The organism is Geomonas diazotrophica (genome assembly GCF_019063885.1).
Lineage (GTDB): Bacteria > Desulfobacterota > Desulfuromonadia > Geobacterales > Geobacteraceae > Geomonas > Geomonas diazotrophica.
In genome coordinates, this window is sequence record NZ_CP077684.1 from 2,240,851 (window position 1) to 2,256,353 (window position 15,503).

Here is a 15,503-nt window from a genome sequence, read left to right on the forward strand (position 1 = left end):
GGCCTAAGGGGCCTAAGGGGCCTAAGGAGCCTAAGGTCCGCCGGCCTCGAGTGGGGCACCGGAAGAGACACGCCGCTCGCGGCAGTCGGCGCCGCGTCCTCGGCAGGTTGCGGGGCCCGTTTCGAGCAGCAGCCAGTCGTGCCCTTACACCACGACCTGGTCTCCCGGCCTGACCACCCCGCCCTTCAGCACCCGGGCGAAGATCCCCTCTTTGGGCATGACGCAGTCGCCGGCCTGGTAGTAGATGGCGCAACGGGTATGGCACTCCTTGCCGATCTGGGTCACCTCGAGGAGGGTCTCCCCCAGTTCGATCTTGGCACCGATGGGAAGGCTCACCAGGTCGACCCCTTCGGTGGTGATGTTCTCGGCGAAATCCCCCTCCTTCACGTCCAGCCCGAGCGCCTGCATCTTGGCGATGCTCTCCTGGGCCAACAGGCTCACCTGGCGGTGCCAGTCGCCGGCATGGCCGTCGCCGACGATCCCGTGCTCCTCGCGCAGGGTGACTTCGGGTACCGGGGTCTTTCTTTCCCCTTTGTTCTTGCTGATGTTGACGGCGATGATCTTTCCGGTCATGCGTTCTCCTTGTTTTTCAGCCCCCCACGCGGGACATGGCGAAAGGTTTGGTTTCAGAGCCCTCGTCGGTCACTTCGTGCCGTCCGGGTTTGGCGGCCACGATGCGCCTGATCTCCTGGCGCAGCAGTTCTGCGTCACCGGTCGCTAGTACCGGTTTCAGGTCAACCCCCTCCCCCGAGAACAGGCACCCTTTGGCGACACCTGACGCTGTGACGCGCAGACGGTTGCAGCCATCGCAGAAGTGCCCGGTCATGGCGGTGATGATCCCGAGCGACCCGGGTGCCCCCTTGATGCGGAAGTTCTTGGACGGGCCGGAGCGCTCGGTGTTGCTGCTTTCCTCGATCTCGTACTCGCGGGCGATGCGTTCCCGGATTTCAGCGCCGGGGACGGTCAGGTCGCGCCAGTCGGCGTCACCGGAAGTGGGCATGTACTCGATGAAGCGCACGGCGTAGGGGCGTTTCAGGGTGAGCGCCGCGAAGTCGAGAATCTCGTCGTCGTTCACGCCCCGCATCACCACCACGTTGATCTTGTGCGGTGGAAAGCCGACCCGCTCCGCCTCTTCGATGCCGTCCAAAACACGCTGCAGTTCGCCTCCCCGGGTGACGGTGGCGAAGATCTCCGGCTTGAGTGAATCCAGGCTGATGTTGAGCCTCTGCACCCCGGCGTCCTTCAGGCCTTGGGCCATCTCCTTCAGGAGCAGACCGTTGGTGGTCAGCACCAGTTCCTTGAGCCCCGGCAACGCGGCAAGGCGCGCCAGGAAATCGACGATCCCCTTGCGCACCAGCGGTTCCCCGCCGGTCACGCGGATCTTCTCGATCCCGGCGGCGACCGCCTCGGCGGAGATCCGGAGCAGGTCCTCGTAGGATAGCATCTCGCAGTGGCCCAGCTTCTCCACGCCCTCTTCCGGCATGCAGTAGCTGCAGCGCAGGTTGCAACGGTCGGTGACCGAGAGGCGCAGGTAATTAATGCGCCTGCCGTAGGTATCTATCAATGACATAATATGTCCTGACTTCAGGTATTTGTCGCGTCAAACTGCAAGATGGGCCTGACCGGTTTTCCAGCAGGCCGACACTGCTTTCGGATACACGCTAAAAACCATACCTTGTTTGGCAAACGGAAATCAACCACTTTAATGAGGGAGATTGGCGAGCGCCCGCGGAGAACCAGGGAAAGTATACGGTAGCCAAACCGAGCCGATCGGGGAGTAAAAACAACGCAAAGACGTGGTGTTGTCGCGCCGTCGATCTGAGTGGGCCGCCCAATCTTAAGCTAAAATAATTGTTTATTTTGCGGCAAATATGCTATCCCTTTGGGAAAATATGCAGAACGTCTCCGAGCCGCGGCCGTCTAAAGGGAAACTCCCCAGGGTGCCGCAGCCGATGGGTGCTGCCGGAAACGGCACCGCCTCCCTCTTGGAAAGGAGAAGCACCGCCGCATCGCGCACGGGCCCCTCTTCCTTCACGGAGTCGGGCCCTTTTTCGTTATTGCCATTACCAAGGAACAAAGAGGAAGAGATGACGAACTACGAGCAAGCCAGACGCATGGTCATCGACAAGGTGGCGCCTGCCGGCGTGGAAAGGGTGCTGCTGCTGGAAGCCGCCGGCCGAGTGCTGGCCGAGGACTACGTGGCGCCCAAGGACATGCCGCGCTGGGACAACTCCGCCATGGACGGCTTCGCCGTCAGGAGCGCTGACTGCGCGCCGGGGACCGTGCTCAAGGTCACCGACTACATCCCCGCCGGCGTCAGTTCCGATGACGTGGTGACGCCGGGGTGCGCCGCGCGGATCATGACCGGCGCCCCTATCCCGCCTGGGGCCGATGCGGTCGTCCCGATAGAAGAGACCGAGAACACGGCGGAGACCGTGAAGCTGCTGCAACAGGTGAAAAAGCACGACCACATCCGTTTTCAGGGCGAGGACGTGCGCGGCGGCGAGGCGATCATGCCACGGGGGACCGTGATCGGAGCGCCCCAGGTGAGCCTGATGGCCTCTTTTTCCACTGTGCTGGTGCCTGTTTACCGCAAGGTGCGCGTGGCCATCCTCTCCACCGGTGACGAGCTGGTCGAGGTCGGCACCGAACCCAAGGAGAGCCAGATCGTCAACAGCAACACCCTTGCGCTCGCCACCGCCATCAAGCTCTGCGGCGCCGAGCCGGTCATCCTCGGCATCGCCCGCGACGACAGGGAGAGCCACCGTGCGCTCCTCTCCGAGGGACTGAAGGCCGACGTCCTGGTCACCTCGGCGGGTGTCTCCGCCGGCGACCGGGACCTGGTGCGCGAGGTGCTGGCGGAGCTGGGTGTTGTGGAGCAGTTCTGGAAGCCCGGCATCAAGCCCGGCGGCCCCACCGCCTTCGGCATGAAGGGGAACGTCCCGGTCTTTTCCCTCCCCGGCAACCCGGTCTCCACCATGATCACCTTCGAGGAGTTCGCCCGCCCCGCCATCCTGCGCATGATGGGGCACGAAAAGGTGTTCCGTCGCACCGTGAGCGGCATCCTGAAGGAAGGGGCGCGCAAGAAGGCGGGCAAGGTAAACTTCCTGCGCGTTCACGTCGCCATCGAGGGGGGACGCTTCGTCGCCAGCACCTCGGGCGATCAGAACACCGGGATACTGAAGACCATGCTGCGTTGCAACGCCCTGGCCATTCTCCCGGCGGAGGCGACCGAGTTCGCCGTCGGCGCGGAAGTAGATCTGCACCTGCTCGACCCCACATTGGAAATGGAGGTTTAACATGTCGTTCAACCACTTCGACGCCAGCGGCAACGCCATCATGGTCGACGTAAGCCAGAAGACCCCGACCATGCGCACCGCCATAGCAGGCGCCCTGCTGACCCTGAAACCCGAAACCGTGCAGTCCATCGTGTCCGGCCGGATGGCAAAGGGGGACGTACTCGGCGTGGCGCGGCTTGCCGGTATCGCCGGAGCCAAGAAGACACCCGACCTGATTCCCCTCTCCCACCCTCTTGCCATCCACCACGTCGCCATAGAGTTCGAGGTGGACGAGGCCCGGGGAACCATAGGCGTCATGGCCACCGTCCGCGCCTTCGAGCGCACCGGCGTCGAGATGGAAGCCATGACCGCCGCCACGGTAGCCGCGCTGACCGTGTACGACATGTGCAAGGGGACCGACAAGGGCATCGTCATCTCCGACGTGAAGCTGCACTACAAGGAAGGCGGCAAGAGCGGCGTCTTCAAGCGCGAGGACTAAAGGAGAAACACCACCATGCGAGCAGCCATTCTCACCCTCAGCGACCGCTGTTCCACCGGAGAACGTGCCGACGGCAGCGGGCCGGCGCTAAAAGCCTGGCTCGAGGAACGCGGCGTCACCGTCGCCTGCACCGACGTCATCCCCGACGAGGGGGCCCTCATCTCAGAAAAGCTCATCGAGTGGGCCGACAGCGGCGCCTACGATCTCATCCTCACCACCGGCGGCACCGGCGTCTCGCCGCGCGACGTCACCCCGGAAGCGACCGAGCGCGTGGTGGAGCGCCTCCTTCCCGGCTTCGGCGAGGTGATGCGCATGGAGAGCCTCAAGAAGACCCCGCACGCCATCATCTCAAGGGCCGTGGCCGGCATCAGAAAAAACGCCCTTATCATCAACCTCCCCGGGAGCCCCAAGGGGGCCACCGAGAACATCGGCTTCGTGTGGGCCGCGGTGCCGCACGCGGTCGCCAAGCTGCAGGGAGACCCCGAGGAGTGCGGCACGCCGCTCCCCCGCTGACCGCCCAAGACGGCTTTTTTATTGACCGATCCCGCCTGCTGGGTTATATAACTAACGCGGTTTTATAATTCAATTACGGAGGAATGCTCATGCCGTTGGTTAAGCAGATTCACGAGAAGGCGAAATCGAAACTCAAGACGGTGGTCTTGCCGGAGAGCTACGACGAGAGGATGCTCTTCGCCGCGCAACAGATCGTGGAACAAGGTTTGGCCAAAATCGTGCTTTTGGGCAAGCCTGACGCGATCCTGGCGGCGGCCGCCGCCAAGGGGATCAACCTGGCCGGCGTGGAACTGGTGGACCCCGCAACCTCGCCCAAGCTCGACGCGTACGTCGGGAAGCTCGTGGAACTGAGGAAGTCCAAGGGGCTCACGCCACAGCAGGCGCAGGAGATGCTGACCGCACCGGATAACCTTTACTTCGCGGGGATGATGGTACGCGAGGGTGACGCCGACGGCGAGGTGGCCGGCGCTACCGGCACTACCGGCGACGTGCTCCGTGCCGCCTTCCAGACCGTCGGTCCCGCTCCCGGCATCAAGACCGTTTCCTCCTTCTTCCTGATGGCCACCCAGACCCCGAACTTCGGGGAGAACGGGGTCATCCTCTTCGCCGACTGCGCCGTCAACCCCAACCCGGACGCGCAGGCCCTGGCAGAGATCGCCATCGCCACCGCGAGGAACTGCAAATCCTTCCTCGATGTCCCCGCGCGCGTCGCCATGCTCTCCTTCTCCACCAAGGGAAGCGCGAGCCACCAGGATGCGGACAAGGTGCTCAAGGCGCTGGAGATCGCCAAGGGGATGGATCCGGAACTTTCCATCGACGGCGAACTGCAGGCCGACGCCGCCCTGATCCCTGCGGTGGGCGCCAAGAAGGCCCCCGGCAGCGGCGTGGCCGGCAAGGCCAACGTGCTCGTTTTCCCGACCCTCGATGCCGGCAACATCGCCTACAAGCTGGTGGAGCGTCTGGCCGGCGCCAAGGCCATCGGCCCGGTGATCCAGGGGCTCGCCAAGCCGGTCAACGACCTCTCCCGCGGCTGCTCGGTGCAGGACATCGTGGACGTAACCGCCATCACCGCGGTGCAGGCGCAAGGCTAACCGCGACGACCGGTCCGACCGGCTGCTGAGACAGCGAACAAAACAAAAGGCCGGCGGGGTTACCCCGCCGGCCTTTTTGCTGTCTTACGCTCGCCTACCCCTACTTCCTGACGAAGTCGGGCCTGGAGAAGCTGTACTCGAAGTTCATGTGGTCGGTGTAGCTACCGTCCAGGATGGCGGCAACGTCCTCGGTGAACACCAGCTCCTCGTCGGTCGGGATGACGTACACCTTGACCGGCGAATCGTCCGTGGTGATCAGCGTCTCGCGCTTTCTGGTCATTGCCGAGGCGTTGCGCTCCTTGTCGAGGACGATACCCAGGTGCTCGAGCCCGGAGATGGCGCGCTCCCTGATCGGCGCCCCCATCTCCCCCACCCCGGCGGTGAAGACGACCGCATCGAGCCTCCCCACGACGGCCATGTAGGTCCCGATGTACTTCTTGAGACGGTACGCCTCGATGTCCAACGCCAGCGCACAGAGACGGTCTCCACCGTTGGCGTTCTCGATCACGTCGCGGCGGTCGGTGAAGCGGCCGGTAATGCCGATGACGCCGCTCTTCTTGTTCAGGATGGAGTCGATCTCCTTGGCGGAAAGGTTCTCCTTCTGCATCATGAAGGCGGGTATGGCGGGATCGATGTCGCCGCAGCGCGTGCCCATCATCGCGCCTTCCAGCGGCGTGAGCCCCATGCTGGTGTCGACCGACACACCGTTTTTGATGGCGCAGTGGGAGACGCCGTTGCCTATGTGCATGGTGATGACGTTGCACTGGTTGGCGGGCTTGCCCAGGATGGCGGCGATGCGCTTGGAAACGTAGAGGTGCGAGGTGCCGTGGAAGCCGTAGCGGCGAACGCCATACTTCTCGTACCACTCGTACGGGAGCGGATAGAGGTAGGCGTGCTCGGGCATGGTCTGGTGAAACGCCGTATCGAAAATAGCAACCTGCGGCACACCGGGGAGCACGGCCATGGCGCCTTCAATACCGGCGATGTTGGGCGGGTTGTGCAGCGGTGCCAGGTGCTGCACCTCGGTGACTGCGGCCAGCACCTCGTCGTCGATCAGCACGGACTTGGTGAACTTCTCGCCGCCGTGCACGACGCGGTGGCCGACCGCGGAGATCTGTTTGATGTCCTGAAGCACGCCGTGGGTCGGGGAGGTCAGGGTCCTCAGGATCAGGTCAACTGCGGTCTTGTGGTCCGGACAGTCGGAGTCTTCACGATAGGTCTCACGCCCGGATACCTCGTGCAGGATGAAGGAGTCGCCGATGACCACGCGCTCCACCATCCCCTTTGCCACAACCACTTTTTTATCCCAATCAAACAACTGGTATTTTACAGAAGAACTCCCGCAGTTAAGTGCCAGAATATCCATCGATTAGCATCCCCCGTGATTGTAGTTTGCCCAGTGATACGAGGAAGATCCACACCGGACAAAAAGTACACAAATAAAACCTTTTTTTATATATACAGGAGAGTGGGCCTCAGTTCAAGATTTTTCTCCCGATTAGGAGTTTATTGTCTACAGCTTTATGGTGGACTTTTTGCGAGCGCTGTGCTAGTTTCCACCTCAACTTTTAACTCCAAGTGAAGGAGGTGAATACTTTGGCACATACCATCAGCGACGAATGCATCAACTGCGGCGCCTGCGACGATTCCTGCCCGGTCAACGCTATCAGCGAGGCTGGCAGCAAGAGGACCATCGCTGCAGATACCTGCATCGACTGCGGCGCTTGCGTAGACACCTGCCCGGTGTCCGCAATCTCCCCGGCCTAATCAGCAACCGCACCAAAAGAAACATGTAATGCCATGGCCTGCAGCCGGTTCGTCCGCTGCAGGCCTCATTTTTTGCAGCGAAGAACCAAAAAGGAGGGCGCCCCGGGGCGCCCTCCTTTTTTTGATCCGCACCTCGCCGCAGACTACTTCGCGAGGACGGCTATGGCGCGCTCGATGCGCTTTTTGGTCTCGGCGAGGCCGAGCACCTCGATCATCTCGTAGATGCCCGGGGAGGCGGTCGTGCCGGAGAGGGCGAGCCGCACGGCGGGACCGACCTGGCCTAGCTTGATCCCCTTCTCTGCCATCAGCTCCTTGAAGGCCTGCTCGATGTGAGCCTGGTCGAGGGCAGGCAGGGCCGCCAGTTTTTCCACCAGCGCGGTGAGAAGCGCGGGTGTGTCGGCATTGAAGGCCTTAGCCACACCCTGCTCGTCGTAGGAAAGCTCGTCGCTGTAATAGAACAGCGCCCCGTCGGCAAGCTCCAGCATGGTCTTGGCGCGCTCCTGCAGGGTCTTGATCACGGACACCAGGTCCGGTCCCCCCTGGGCGGGATCAACGCCCCGCTCCTTCAGGAACGGCACCAGGAGGTCGGCCAGGCGCACCGGATCCCCCGTCTTGATGTAGTGGGCGTTCAGCCACATGAGCTTGTCCGGGTTGAAGACCCCGGCGGAGCGCCCCACGTTCTCGATGGAGAATTTCTCGATCAGGTCCTGCAGCGAGAAGATCTCTTCGTCGCCGTGGCTCCACCCAAGGCGAACAAGGTAGTTCACCATCGCCTCGGGGAGAAAGCCCATGTCGCGGTAGGCCATGACCGAGGTGGCGCCGTGGCGCTTGGAGAGGCGGGCCTTGTCGGCGCCGAGGATCATCGGCACGTGGGCGAAGACCGGCACCGGCGCACCCAGCGCCTGGTAGATCAGGATCTGACGCGGCGTGTTGTTGACGTGGTCGTCGCCGCGGATGACGGTGGTGATCTTCATGGTGACGTCGTCGATGACCACAACGAAGTTATAGGTCGGGGTGCCGTCGGTGCGCTGGATGATCAGGTCGTCCAGTTCAGCGTTCTCGAAGGAGACCTTCCCCTTGATCAGGTCGTTCCAGGTGGTGGCCCCTTCCTTGGGGGTCTTGAAACGGATCACGTAGGGGCGGCCGTCGTCCTCCTGGGGGGGGAGGTTGCGGCAAGTGCCGTCGTACTTCGGTTTTCCCCCTTCAGCGAGCGCCTTCTCGCGCTTCGCCTCGAGCTCCTCGACGCTGCAGTAGCACTTGTACGCCTTCCCCTCTGCGACCAGCTTGTCGATGTATTCCTTGTAGACCGGGAAGTAGTCGGATTGGAAGAAGGGGCCCTCATCCCAGTCCAGCCCCAGCCACTTCATCCCCTCGAAGATGGCATCGACCGACTGCTGGGTGGATCGCGTCACGTCGGTATCCTCAATCCTCAGGACGAAAGTGCCGTGCTGCTTCCTGGCCAAAAGCCAGTTGAAAAGGGCCGTACGCGCCCCTCCTACATGGAGAAAGCCGGTCGGGCTCGGTGCGAAACGGAGACGTACTTCTGACATGAAAGGCTCCTTTGCTGCTTTGATCATTGCATGACTGCAATAAAGTGGTGTGTTGCGTTCGGTATGGTCGGGCGCGGGGCGCCTACCCCTCGTCCTCGTCGTCATCCTGGTGCTGAGACGCCTTCTCACCGGGGATACGGTACCCTTCGCTGGCCCAGGTGCCGAGGTCGATCATCTTGCACCTCTCCGAGCAGAAGGGTCGATACGGGTTCCCGGCCAGCGTGGCTTCCTTGCGGCAATGCGGGCACTTGACGGTCTGTATGGCGCACATGGGGTTTCCTCAAATAAATACCTCCAGCGCCGGACGGGGCTGGAGGGTGCGTGGTCCTGGTCGGATTTAGGCCAACCGCTCAACTTAACTGGTACTTGCGCTCCCTGAACTGCAGCGCCCTCTTCACCCGCATGATCAGGGTCTCCTCCCGCACCGGCTTCTCGATGAAATCGAAGAACCCCTTCTCGAAGGCCTTCACCTCGTCCTCGGGCTGCAGGGAACTGGTGATGAGTATCACCGGTATGGCATTCAGGTCGGGCACGCTATGCAGCGCGTCGAAAAGTCCGAAACCGTCCAACTTGGGCATCATCAAGTCGGTGATCACCACGTGCGGCTTCTCGGTCAGGACCGCCTTGTAGGCCTCCAGCCCGTCCGCGGCGTGGATGACGCGGAACCCTTCCCGTCCCAGGAAGTCGCCGAACATGTTCGCGATCAGCTTGTCGTCCTCGACCACCAGCACCGTGTGGGCGGCCGCGCTGGCCACCTCCTTCTGCAGATAGTTCTTGCAGATGGCAGCGTAGATCTCCTTCCTGGTGGCGATGAAGGGGGTGATGGTCAGTCCGAGGTTGGCCGAGATGTTGCGCACGACCCGGGTCTCGGTGGGATCGGCCATGGCCAGTGCCAGCCTCTTCTCGTCCAGCTTGAGCGGAAAGATGTTGTTCTGCATGGCCACGTCCACCGAGATGGTCCTCAGCAGTTGCGGCGAGAAGCTGTAGCCGGCAAAGTTGCTGGCGACACGGCAGCCGTACTGCGTGGCCAGCGCCTGGGCCAGTTCCTCGCCGGTGACCAGCTCCAGGTCCTCCAGCACGGTCCCGAAGCGTGTGCCGAGCTTCTTGGAGACCGCCAACATGCGCTCCACCGTTTTCTCGGTAAGAAGCCCGTTCTCGATGAATATCTGGCCCAGCTTTTTTCGCTTTTCCATAGGACCTCCCCATCCCGGGGTTAACTGTAGCTCGGGGAGAGAAAAAAACCATGCGGGGAGCGAAAAAGCTACTCCGCTACCACCGTCGCCCCGCTCCCGACCTTCCCGGCCAACTGCAGTGCCTCCTGCTTGGAGAGGTGCCGTCCTACCCTGATCCGGTACCAGACTCCCTTGTCCTGAAGCTTCGATTCCACAAGGTAAGCGGCTACCCCCTTGGCGACGAGCTTCGCGCGTACGGCATCGGCCTCCTTCTTGTCCTTGTAGGAAGCGACCTGCACCAGGTAGCGCGCCTCGGCACCCTGCTTGTCGGCAGCCGCCGGTTTGTCTGCGGCGGGCTCAGCCCTGTCGGCGGCCTTCTCGGCGGGTTTCGCCTCCGGCGCCTTGGCGGCCGGAGCGGCGGCAGGCTTTGCCGGTGCCGTCCCGGGGGCAGGCGCTGCGGTCGCGGCCGGCGCCGCGGCTGCAGCCTTGGACTGTACCTCGGGAAGCTTCGTGTTGATGCCGCTCCCCATGGCACCCTTCCCGCCCGAGGGGAGGGTCTTGTAGAAGGTCAGCGGGACGTCAGGTGCGGGCTGCCCCGGCTGCGCCGGTTGAGCGGGCGTCGCCGGCTGCACCGCGGGTGCTGCCTGTGTCTTTTGCTGGGCCGCGGCCTGCGCCGCTGCGAGGGCCTTGGCATCGACCTTTCCTTTGAACAGGAACCATCCGGTCAGCACCCCCGCACCGTATCCAAGGACAAGCAGCAACAGGCCGACCACCGCGAAGGTGCCGATCGGCTCTCGGCGCGGGCGGTTCTTCTGCACGGGCTTGGCGCGCTCGGCGCTTTCCCTGACCGCCTTCATCTTTTCGCTGTAGTCAAGCCGCATGTGCCCCTCCTACATCCTCTCCGGAGCCGAGATCCCGAGCACGGTCAGCGCGTTCTTCAGGGTGACGGCGACGCAGTGCAGCAGGAACAGACGGGCCTGGGTGAGCTCGGGCTCCTCCGGGGTGATCACCCTGCTCTTGTTGTAGAAGCTGTGGAACTCGCCGGCCAGGTCCTGAAGGTAGTAGGTGATCCGGTGCGGCTCGAAGTTCACCGCCGCCCCCTCCAGGATTTCCGGGTAGAGGGAGAGCTTCTTGATCAGGCTCATGTCGTCGGCGCCCTCCAAAAGCTCCAGGCGCACGCCGGTGAAGTTTGGCTCCACGCCGCGCTCCCTGGCCGTGTCGAAGATGCTCCTGATCCTGGCGTGGGCGTACTGCACGTAGTAGACCGGGTTGTCGTTGCTCTGGCGCTTGGCGAGCTCGAGATCGAAGTCGAGTTGGCTGTCGGAGCGGCGCATCAGGAAGAAGAAGCGGGCGGCGTCGCGGCCGACCTCGTCCACGACCTCCTTCAGCGTCACGAACTCGCCGCTTCTCGTGGACATGGCGACCGGCTGGCCGTCGCGCAACAGCGACACCAGCTGCACCAGGATGATGCCGAGGTCGTCCGCCTTGCGCCCGAGCCCCTGCACGACGCTCTTAAGCCTGGGGACGTAGCCGTGGTGGTCGGCGCCCCACACGTCGATGACCCAGTCGAAGCCGCGCGCGTACTTGTCGCGGTGGTAGGCGATGTCGGAGGCGAAATAGGTGGTTACGCCGTTGCTCCTGACCACGACGCGGTCCTTGTCGTCGCCGAAGGCGGTGGTCTTGAACCAGAGCGCCCCTTCCTGCTCGTAGATGTGCCCCTTCTCCTGCATTTCCGCGATGGCCGAGGTCACCTTCCCCTCGTCGAACAGGGACTGCTCGGAGAACCAGTTGTCGAAGCGGATGCCGAAGTCCTGCAGGTCCTCGTCGATCCCCTTGAGGATCAGGTCACCGCCCATCTTCGCGAAGAAGGCGACCCCCTCCTCCTGGGGCGCCTTCAGGAAGCGGTCGCCGTGCTTGGCGATGGCGTCCCGCGCAATGTCCTTGATGTAGTCGCCCTGGTAGCAGTTCTCGGGGAAATCGATCTTCTCCCCCAGGAGTTCCTTGTAGCGCAACAACCCCGAGAGCCCCAGGGTGTTCATTTGGTTGCCGGCGTCGTTGATGTAGTACTCGCGCTGCACGTCGAATCCTGCGGCGGAGAGGAGCGAGGCGACTGCATCGCCGGTCGCTGCGCCGCGGCCGTGCCCTATGTGCAGCGGACCGGTCGGGTTCGCGCTGACGAACTCGACCTGCACCTTCTTGCGGGCGCCGACCTTGCTCTTGCCGTACTCGTCACCGGCACGGTCGATCTCGGTGAGAACCTTCCTCCAGGCGCTGTCCTCGACGAAGAAGTTGATGAACCCCGGCCCCGCGATCTCGACTGAGCGGATCAGGTCGGACGCCTCGGCCAGCTTCTTGACCAGGGCCTCCGCCACGGCGCGGGGCGCCTTGCGCTCCTGCTTTGCCATCTGCATGGCGACATTGGTAGCGAAATCTCCGTGCTCGGCGTGCGCCGGCTTCTCCACGTTGATGGCCGGGACCACACCAGAGGTGAGCGTGCCGTCGGCGAAACACCCCTCGATTCCCTTCAGGATGCATGCGCGCAGCTGCTCCTTCATATCTTCTCCTCCCTTTCCTTATCCTTTTCCGCGTCGGGCACGGGTTTTATGGTCACGTCGCGTGTGAAGTCCGGGCAGTGGGCGCCGCCGTCAGGCACGCAGAATTTCTTGGAGCAGTGTTCGCGCCAGGCGCAGACCACACAGTGCTGTTTTCCAGTCTGAGTCATACTTTCCCCTCAAATGCCCGCATGGGGCAACGTTACCTGCCGGAGCGCCCAGCCGGCTGCGCAGGCTGAGCCGGCTTTCCAGCGGCGGCACCCTGCGTCCCGGGTGTAGTTGCCGGGGCGCCCTGGGGCGGAGCGCCGGCCGCTGCAGGTTTCGCGGCGCCCGGCGAGAACTGGTAGATCACCTCGTTGCTGCGCACCAGGCCGAAGTCGCGCCTGGCGATGCTCTCCAGGTAGCGCCGGTCCGACTGCAGGGCGGCGATCTCCCGCTTCAGCTTGTCATTTTCCTCTTTCAGCTCGTTCAGACGCTTCTGCGTCTCGTCCAGGTCGCGGTGCAGGTGGTTGATGCGCAGCAGTCCCCGGTCGCCAAAGACGGTGAACCCGAGGATGAAGATGACCACTGCTGCCGGTACTAGAAAAAATCGTTTCTGCATGCGTTCCTATGCCGGGGTGAGGACGGACCGGAAATAGTCGATGGTCTGCTTGAGCCCGTCGTCCACGCTCACTTTGGGTTCCCAGCCAAGCATCTGCTTGGCCAGCGAAATGTCAGGCTGCCTCTGTTTCGGGTCGTCCGCCGGCAGGGGGCGATAGACGATGCGCGAGGTGGACCCGGTGAGGGCTATGATCTTCTTGGCGAATTCCAGGATGGTGGTTTCCGCGGGATTGCCCAGGTTGACCGGCCCAATGAACCCGGGGGTCTCCATCATGCGCACCATCCCCTCCACGAGGTCGGAGACGAAGCAGAAGGACCGGGTCTGTTCACCCTCGCCGTAGACGGTGATGTCCTCCCCCTTGAGTGCCTGCAGGATGAAGTTGGAAACGACGCGGCCGTCGTTCTCGGCCATCTTTGGGCCGTAGGTGTTGAAGATCCTGATGATCCTGACGTCCACGTGGTTCTGGCGGTGGTAGTCCATCATCAGCGTTTCCGCGACGCGTTTCCCCTCGTCGTAGCAGCTTCTCAGCCCCAGGGTGTTGACGTTGCCCCAGTAGGCCTCCGTCTGCGGGTGCACCTGCGGGTCCCCGTACACCTCTGAGGTGGAGGCCTGCAGGATCCTGGCCCTCACCCTCTTGGCGATCCCCAGCATGTTGATGGCGCCCATGACACTGGTCTTGGTGGTCTTGACCGGGTTGTACTGGTAGTGGATCGGCGAAGCGGGGCAGGCCAGGTTGTAGATCCGGTCGACCTCCAGGAGGATCGGCTGGGTGACGTCGTGGCGAATCAGCTCGAAGTTGTGGTAGTCCAGCAGGTGGGCGATATTGCGCTTGTTGCCGGTGAAGAAGTTGTCGAGGCAGATGACGTCGTGCCCCTCCCTCAAGAGCCTTTCGCAAAGATGTGAGCCGATGAAACCGGCGCCCCCGGTGACCAGTATGCGCATGAAAACCTCAGAAAACCGTTCTACGTTCTATGTTCTACGTTCCATGCTAACTGCTGTTGTTGCCACACAAGCGGTGCACCACGCGCAACAGCCGTGTAACGTAGAACTTGGAACATGCAACGCAGAACAGCAGTTAGTCGTTATTCCATCTCGCAGCACGCAGCGCCGTTTCTGCCGATGGGGAAGTACTCGTAGCCGATCTCGCGCATCCGCTCAGGCTGGTACAGGTTGCGGCCGTCGAAGATGAGCGGGTTGACCAGGAGCGTCTTGATCCTCTCGAAGTCGGGGTTGCGGTATTCGTTCCACTCGGTGATGATCACCAGGGCGTCCGCCCCCTTGAGCGGCTCGTACTGGTTCATGTGGTAGCCGACCCGGTCGCCGAAATGCTTCTTCGCCTCGTTGAGCGCCTCGGGGTCGTGGGCCCGCACGGCGGCACCCAGCTCCAGGAGACGGTTGATGATGGTCAACGAGGGAGCCTCCCTCATGTCGTCGGTGCGCGGCTTGAAGGAAAGCCCCCAGACCGCGATGCTCCTGCCTGCCAGAGGCTTGTCGCCCCCCTGCCCCAGGTGGCGCTCGATCTTGTCGGAGAGAATCCGCTTCTGGCGTTCGTTGGCCTCTTCCACCGCCTTAAGCAGGATGAAGTCGTAGCTGCACTCGTCCGCGGTCCTGGCCAGCGCCTTCACGTCCTTGGGGAAGCAGGAGCCGCCGTAGCCGACGCCGGGGAAGAGGAAGTCGTAGCCTATGCGGGAGTCGGAACCGATCCCCTCGCGCACTGCCATCACGTCGGCGCCCATCAGCTCGCAGAGGTTCGCGATCTGGTTCATGAAGGTGATGCGGGTCGCCAGCATGGCGTTGGCGGCGTACTTGGTCATCTCGGCGCTTCTGATGTCCATGACCAGCATGCGGTTGGACTTGCGCATGAATGCCGAGTACAGCTCTTTCATTATTTCGGCGGTGCGCACGTTGTCGGTGCCGATCACCACGCGATCCGGTTTCATGAAATCGTCGATGGCCGCCCCCTCTTTGAGGAACTCGGGGTTGGAGACGACGTCGAACTCGATGTGCACCCCGCGGTTGGCCAGTTCTTCCTTTACGGCGGCGCGCACCTTGTCGGCGGTCCCCACGGGGACTGTGGACTTGTCCACGATGATCTTGAAGCTTTCCATGGCACGGCCGATGTTGCGGGCCACGGAGAGGACGTACTGCAGGTCGGCGGAGCCGTCCGCACCCGGAGGAGTCCCAACGGCGATGAAACAGACCAGGGACTCCTTGACGGCGGCGTCCAGGTCGGTTGTGAACTTAAGGCGTCCCTCTTCGCCGTTTCTGAGCACCATCTCCTTGAGGCCGGGCTCGTAAATGGGGATCACGCCACGCTTGAGACCTTCGATCTTTTCCTGGTCGACGTCGACACAGATGACGTCGTTGCCGCTTTCGGCGAAGCAGGTGCCGGCGACGAGGCCGACGTATCCGGAACCGATCACGCATACTTTCATGAGGCGTACTCCTCTAGGGATTAAAAATTAGCGTTCTTATATAGC

The 15,503-nt window shown here is 62.8% G+C and carries 17 protein-coding genes and 1 riboswitch; of the genes, 5 read left to right on the plus strand and 12 right to left on the minus strand.

The window, feature by feature from the left end:
• Positions 1-144: 144 nt before the first annotated feature.
• Together KP003_RS09735 and moaA are read right to left on the minus strand one after the other, a co-directional pair.
• The gene (locus KP003_RS09735; RefSeq protein WP_216498887.1) at positions 145-573 is read right to left on the minus strand and encodes an MOSC domain-containing protein; all 429 of its coding nucleotides are present in this window, start codon (positions 571-573) and stop codon (positions 145-147) included.
• Positions 574-589: 16 nt separating this feature from the next.
• Entirely contained in the window at positions 590-1,570 is a 981-nt protein-coding gene (moaA, locus tag KP003_RS09740; RefSeq protein ID WP_216498888.1) for a GTP 3',8-cyclase MoaA, read from the minus strand.
• A gap of 322 nt (positions 1,571-1,892) precedes the next feature.
• A riboswitch (molybdenum cofactor riboswitch) is annotated at positions 1,893-2,011 on the plus strand.
• A gap of 76 nt (positions 2,012-2,087) precedes the next feature.
• On the opposite strand from moaA, the gene KP003_RS09745 reads away from it, so the two are divergent.
• The 4 genes from KP003_RS09745 (at position 2,088) to pta (ending at position 5,381) form a co-directional block, all read left to right on the plus strand.
• Positions 2,088-3,299, plus strand: a complete 1,212-nt coding sequence (locus tag KP003_RS09745) for a molybdopterin molybdotransferase MoeA (protein WP_217300663.1) — start codon at positions 2,088-2,090, stop codon at positions 3,297-3,299.
• Between the two features lies 1 nt (position 3,300).
• Positions 3,301-3,777 (plus strand): cyclic pyranopterin monophosphate synthase MoaC, encoded by a 477-nt coding sequence (moaC, locus tag KP003_RS09750; protein WP_216498890.1) that lies wholly within the window; start codon positions 3,301-3,303, stop codon positions 3,775-3,777.
• Positions 3,778-3,792: 15 nt separating this feature from the next.
• Positions 3,793-4,290: a molybdopterin adenylyltransferase gene (mog, locus tag KP003_RS09755; RefSeq protein WP_216498891.1), complete on the plus strand. Its 498-nt coding sequence runs from the start codon at positions 3,793-3,795 to the stop codon at positions 4,288-4,290.
• An 89-nt stretch (positions 4,291-4,379) separates the two neighbouring features.
• Positions 4,380-5,381 (plus strand): phosphate acetyltransferase, encoded by a 1,002-nt coding sequence (gene pta / locus KP003_RS09760; protein ID WP_216498892.1) that lies wholly within the window; start codon positions 4,380-4,382, stop codon positions 5,379-5,381.
• A gap of 100 nt (positions 5,382-5,481) precedes the next feature.
• Here the strand turns inward: pta and KP003_RS09765 are convergent, their stop codons facing one another.
• Positions 5,482-6,747: an acetate kinase gene (locus KP003_RS09765; RefSeq protein ID WP_216498893.1), complete on the minus strand. Its 1,266-nt coding sequence runs from the start codon at positions 6,745-6,747 to the stop codon at positions 5,482-5,484.
• A 230-nt stretch (positions 6,748-6,977) separates the two neighbouring features.
• Between KP003_RS09765 and fdxA the strand changes: the two genes are divergently transcribed.
• Entirely contained in the window at positions 6,978-7,148 is a 171-nt protein-coding gene (fdxA, locus tag KP003_RS09770) for a 4Fe-4S ferredoxin (RefSeq protein ID WP_183346266.1), read from the plus strand.
• Between the two features lie 143 nt (positions 7,149-7,291).
• Here fdxA and gltX read toward each other — a convergent pair whose 3' ends face one another.
• The 9 genes from gltX to KP003_RS09815 form a co-directional block, all read right to left on the minus strand.
• On the minus strand, positions 7,292-8,698 hold the full coding sequence (gltX, locus tag KP003_RS09775; protein ID WP_216498894.1) for a glutamate--tRNA ligase: 1,407 nt from the start codon (positions 8,696-8,698) through the stop codon (positions 7,292-7,294).
• Between the two features lie 82 nt (positions 8,699-8,780).
• Positions 8,781-8,969, minus strand: coding sequence for a DNA gyrase inhibitor YacG (locus KP003_RS09780; RefSeq protein WP_216498895.1), 189 nt, complete (start codon positions 8,967-8,969; stop codon positions 8,781-8,783).
• Positions 8,970-9,048: 79 nt separating this feature from the next.
• The gene (locus KP003_RS09785) at positions 9,049-9,891 is read right to left on the minus strand and encodes a response regulator (protein ID WP_216791743.1); all 843 of its coding nucleotides are present in this window, start codon (positions 9,889-9,891) and stop codon (positions 9,049-9,051) included.
• A gap of 68 nt (positions 9,892-9,959) precedes the next feature.
• The gene (locus tag KP003_RS09790) at positions 9,960-10,751 is read right to left on the minus strand and encodes an SPOR domain-containing protein (protein WP_216498897.1); all 792 of its coding nucleotides are present in this window, start codon (positions 10,749-10,751) and stop codon (positions 9,960-9,962) included.
• 9 nt (positions 10,752-10,760) lie between these two features.
• The gene (gene argS / locus KP003_RS09795; RefSeq protein ID WP_216498898.1) at positions 10,761-12,425 is read right to left on the minus strand and encodes an arginine--tRNA ligase; all 1,665 of its coding nucleotides are present in this window, start codon (positions 12,423-12,425) and stop codon (positions 10,761-10,763) included.
• Positions 12,422-12,592, minus strand: coding sequence for a hypothetical protein (locus KP003_RS09800; protein WP_217300664.1), 171 nt, complete (start codon positions 12,590-12,592; stop codon positions 12,422-12,424). Before KP003_RS09800 ends, argS begins: the two co-directional genes overlap by 4 nt.
• A gap of 32 nt (positions 12,593-12,624) precedes the next feature.
• A complete protein-coding gene (locus tag KP003_RS09805; protein WP_217300665.1) occupies positions 12,625-13,023 on the minus strand; it encodes an FtsB family cell division protein in 399 nt (132 codons plus the stop codon).
• Positions 13,024-13,029: 6 nt separating this feature from the next.
• Positions 13,030-13,965, minus strand: a complete 936-nt coding sequence (locus KP003_RS09810) for a UDP-glucuronic acid decarboxylase family protein (RefSeq protein WP_217300666.1) — start codon at positions 13,963-13,965, stop codon at positions 13,030-13,032.
• Between the two features lie 140 nt (positions 13,966-14,105).
• On the minus strand, positions 14,106-15,458 hold the full coding sequence (locus tag KP003_RS09815; protein ID WP_216791749.1) for a UDP-glucose dehydrogenase family protein: 1,353 nt from the start codon (positions 15,456-15,458) through the stop codon (positions 14,106-14,108).
• Positions 15,459-15,503 lie beyond the last annotated feature (45 nt).

Bases quoted from the DNA above. Each gene is read 5' to 3' on its own strand.
- pta (WP_216498892.1), top strand. From the start codon at position 4,380: ATGCCGTTGGTTAAGCAGATTCACGAGAAGGCGAAATCGAAACTCAAG.
- KP003_RS09765 (WP_216498893.1), bottom strand. From the start codon at position 6,747: ATGGATATTCTGGCACTTAACTGCGGGAGTTCTTCTGTAAAATACCAG.
- KP003_RS09780 (WP_216498895.1), bottom strand. From the start codon at position 8,969: ATGTGCGCCATACAGACCGTCAAGTGCCCGCATTGCCGCAAGGAAGCC.
- moaC (WP_216498890.1), top strand. From the start codon at position 3,301: ATGTCGTTCAACCACTTCGACGCCAGCGGCAACGCCATCATGGTCGAC.
- KP003_RS09790 (WP_216498897.1), bottom strand. From the start codon at position 10,751: ATGCGGCTTGACTACAGCGAAAAGATGAAGGCGGTCAGGGAAAGCGCC.
- KP003_RS09800 (WP_217300664.1), bottom strand. From the start codon at position 12,592: ATGACTCAGACTGGAAAACAGCACTGTGTGGTCTGCGCCTGGCGCGAA.
- moaA (WP_216498888.1), bottom strand. From the start codon at position 1,570: ATGTCATTGATAGATACCTACGGCAGGCGCATTAATTACCTGCGCCTC.
- gltX (WP_216498894.1), bottom strand. From the start codon at position 8,698: ATGTCAGAAGTACGTCTCCGTTTCGCACCGAGCCCGACCGGCTTTCTC.
- mog (WP_216498891.1), top strand. From the start codon at position 3,793: ATGCGAGCAGCCATTCTCACCCTCAGCGACCGCTGTTCCACCGGAGAA.
- KP003_RS09815 (WP_216791749.1), bottom strand. From the start codon at position 15,458: ATGAAAGTATGCGTGATCGGTTCCGGATACGTCGGCCTCGTCGCCGGC.
- KP003_RS09805 (WP_217300665.1), bottom strand. From the start codon at position 13,023: ATGCAGAAACGATTTTTTCTAGTACCGGCAGCAGTGGTCATCTTCATC.
- argS (WP_216498898.1), bottom strand. From the start codon at position 12,425: ATGAAGGAGCAGCTGCGCGCATGCATCCTGAAGGGAATCGAGGGGTGT.
- KP003_RS09785 (WP_216791743.1), bottom strand. From the start codon at position 9,891: ATGGAAAAGCGAAAAAAGCTGGGCCAGATATTCATCGAGAACGGGCTT.
- KP003_RS09810 (WP_217300666.1), bottom strand. From the start codon at position 13,965: ATGCGCATACTGGTCACCGGGGGCGCCGGTTTCATCGGCTCACATCTT.
- KP003_RS09735 (WP_216498887.1), bottom strand. From the start codon at position 573: ATGACCGGAAAGATCATCGCCGTCAACATCAGCAAGAACAAAGGGGAA.
- KP003_RS09745 (WP_217300663.1), top strand. From the start codon at position 2,088: ATGACGAACTACGAGCAAGCCAGACGCATGGTCATCGACAAGGTGGCG.